This is a genomic window from Lysobacter sp. 1R34A (assembly GCF_051217035.1).
In the GTDB taxonomy this organism is placed as follows: domain Bacteria; phylum Pseudomonadota; class Gammaproteobacteria; order Xanthomonadales; family Xanthomonadaceae; genus Lysobacter.
This window is the reverse complement of record NZ_JBPKJP010000193.1, coordinates 1-2,273: the sequence shown is the minus strand read 5'-3', so window position 1 is coordinate 2,273 and position 2,273 is coordinate 1. Positions and strand designations below refer to the sequence as shown.

Below are 2,273 nucleotides of genomic sequence, written 5' to 3'. Positions count from 1 at the left end.
CCGCGCCGGCGCCGCAAGCGCCCAGCTCGGCCGGAAAGCCGGCGGCGCCCCGTTCAGCCGTGGCCGAGGCGCCCGCGCGGCCGGCCGGCAACCGTCAGTAAGGACCGTACCCCCGGGTTAGCACTAGCTGGTTTCACATTCGGATCATCGATTAAATCCAAGATCGGCTACATGCACCCTGAGTCCGGCCGATCGCAGTTCCCGCATTCAGTTTCAGTGCCATCCGTAGTTCCACGCTAATCAGCGGCCTGAGCCGCTTCCTGCAGGAGAGACGTCAATGAGCAACACGATCAATCCCGGCGCCGACGCCGGTGGCCTGGTGACCACCTTCATCGCTGCGGCCAACAACAACAACAACGGCACCCGCAATGGCGGCGGCGGCGCGACCGCGGCCAGCGGTGGCGGCGGCAGCGGCGGCAGCTGGTACGAGGCGCTGTCGCGCGCCTGGGGCCAGACCCTCGACGCCCAGGCCTCGCGCATCACCGAGCTGTCCGGCTCGATCGGCGGCGGCGGCGACCAGCCCTCGAACATGGTCGCGCTGACCGCCGAGAGCCTGCGCATGCAGTTCGTCTCCAACAGCGCCGCGACCTCGCAGAACAGCGTCGGCGAAGCGCTGAACGCGCTGGCCAGGAAGTAATCGCGACGGCGGCGCGACGTCCGCCGCCGTTCCGAACCGTCGTCCGTCCGGATCGCAAGGTCCGGGCGGCCGCGGGTCCGGGACGAGCGGGCGCGCCCCGGCATCGCCGTGCACCGCACGGTGCTGCGTCGCGCAGGCGTCGCGTAGATTCATGGGTAGATTCATCCGAGCAGTTTCTTAAACGGACTTCACCTTTCGGGAGAAAGGGCAATGATCGAAGCCATTTCAGTCGCGGCCGAAGCCGCACAGCCGGCCGCCGCATCGCCGGCGCAATCGCCGCAGGCCTCGGCCTACGACGTCCGCGAGTTCGCGGCGGCGTTCGACCGCGGCGCCTCGCCGGCGGCGCAGGGTGGCGGCACCGCCCAGGCCGGCGCCACCGCGGCCAGCGAACCCTCGCAAGGCACGCGTGCGGTCCTCGCCGCGCTCGACAATCTCAACGGCGGCGCCGACAAGATCGACGCGGCGTCCAAGACCATGTCGGCCAATTCCGCCGACCTGACGCCGGGCGAGATGATCCAGATGACCATGCGCTGTCACGAGTTCATGTTCACCTCGCAATTGACCTCGAACGTCGCCAACCGCACCTCGGACGGCGTCCAGCAATTGTTCCGTCAGCAGTCGTAATTCCAAAATCGGGGGAATGCATGGGTAGGGCGTCAGGCTTCAACGCGGTACGAGTCATGGCAGCCCTGCTGGCTTGCCTGCTGATCGTCGGCTGCACACGCACCACGCTGTACAGCCAGCTCGACGAGCAACAGGCCAACGAACTGATGGCGGCTCTGCTGGATGCCGGTATTCCGGCGGAAAAGGATCCATCGGCGAGCAAGACCGGTTGGGAAGTGATGGTCAACCGCGGCGACATCCCCTACGCGATGCAGGTGCTGAACTCGCGCGGCTTGCCGCGCGCGCAGTACCGCTCGCTCGGCGAGGTGTTCAAGAAGGAAGGCTTCGCCTCGTCGGCGCTGGAGGAAAAGGCGCGCTATCTGTACGGCCTGTCGCAGGAGCTCTCGCGCACCTTGTCGCGCATCGACGGCGTGGTCGAGGCGCGCGTGCACATCGCCTTGCCCGACCGCGACCCGCTCGGCGGCAACGTGCAGGACTCCTCGGCTTCGGTCCTGGTGTTCGAGCGGCCGGGCCAGAGCCTGCGCGACCGCGAGACCGACATCAAGGTGTTCGTCAAGGACAGCGTCGAAGGCCTCGACGACGTCAACAAGGTCACGGTCAAGTTCTTCACCGTCACCGCGCCGCCGAAGGCGCATCAGGCCGGCGGCCCGTTTGCGGCGGTGCTCGGTTCGATCGACCTGACCGTGGTCATCATCGGCGCCGGCGTGCTGGTGCTGCTGGCGATCGTGGCGTTCTTCTTCGGCCGCCTGCGCTCGCGCTTCCTGCCGGCCCCGGCCGCCGCGCCGGCGTCCAACGCCCGCAGCGGGGTCTGGAACGGATGAGCGCGTCGATGGCGCTGCGGACGATCCTCACCGAGGTCGATCCGAGCTGGCACGGTGCCGGGACCGACACGATCGATCCCGAACTGCTCGTGTCGGCGCGCCAGAGTCCGCTGGGACGCCGTCTGCTCGCGCGTTGGCTCGCCGCCGACGCGCCGGCCCTCCTCGCGCCGCAGCCCGCCGAGGGCTTCGGC

The 2,273-nt window shown here is 68.6% G+C and carries 4 protein-coding genes; all 4 read left to right on the top strand.

What is annotated here, in order from left to right:
- The first annotated feature begins 277 nt into the window (after nucleotides 1–277).
- Nucleotides 278–637, top strand: a complete 360-nt coding sequence (locus ACSAMQ_RS20425) for a hypothetical protein (protein ID WP_435397413.1) — start codon at nucleotides 278–280, stop codon at nucleotides 635–637.
- Between the two features lie 210 nt (nucleotides 638–847).
- Entirely contained in the window at nucleotides 848–1,261 is a 414-nt protein-coding gene (locus tag ACSAMQ_RS20420) for a hypothetical protein (RefSeq protein ID WP_435397412.1), read from the top strand.
- A gap of 56 nt (nucleotides 1,262–1,317) precedes the next feature.
- Nucleotides 1,318–2,082, top strand: a complete 765-nt coding sequence (sctJ, locus tag ACSAMQ_RS20415) for a type III secretion system inner membrane ring lipoprotein SctJ (protein WP_435397411.1) — start codon at nucleotides 1,318–1,320, stop codon at nucleotides 2,080–2,082.
- Nucleotides 2,079–2,273, top strand: a 195-nt coding sequence (locus ACSAMQ_RS20410; RefSeq protein ID WP_435397410.1) for a hypothetical protein, incomplete at its 3' end; no start/stop codon positions are given. The genes sctJ and ACSAMQ_RS20410, both read left to right, overlap by 4 nt.

What these genes read in the sequence shown, in the direction of transcription:
- ACSAMQ_RS20425 (WP_435397413.1), top strand. Translation starts at nt 278, where the DNA reads ATGAGCAACACGATCAATCCCGGCGCCGACGCCGGTGGCCTGGTGACC.
- ACSAMQ_RS20420 (WP_435397412.1), top strand. Translation starts at nt 848, where the DNA reads ATGATCGAAGCCATTTCAGTCGCGGCCGAAGCCGCACAGCCGGCCGCC.
- sctJ (WP_435397411.1), top strand. Translation starts at nt 1,318, where the DNA reads ATGGCAGCCCTGCTGGCTTGCCTGCTGATCGTCGGCTGCACACGCACC.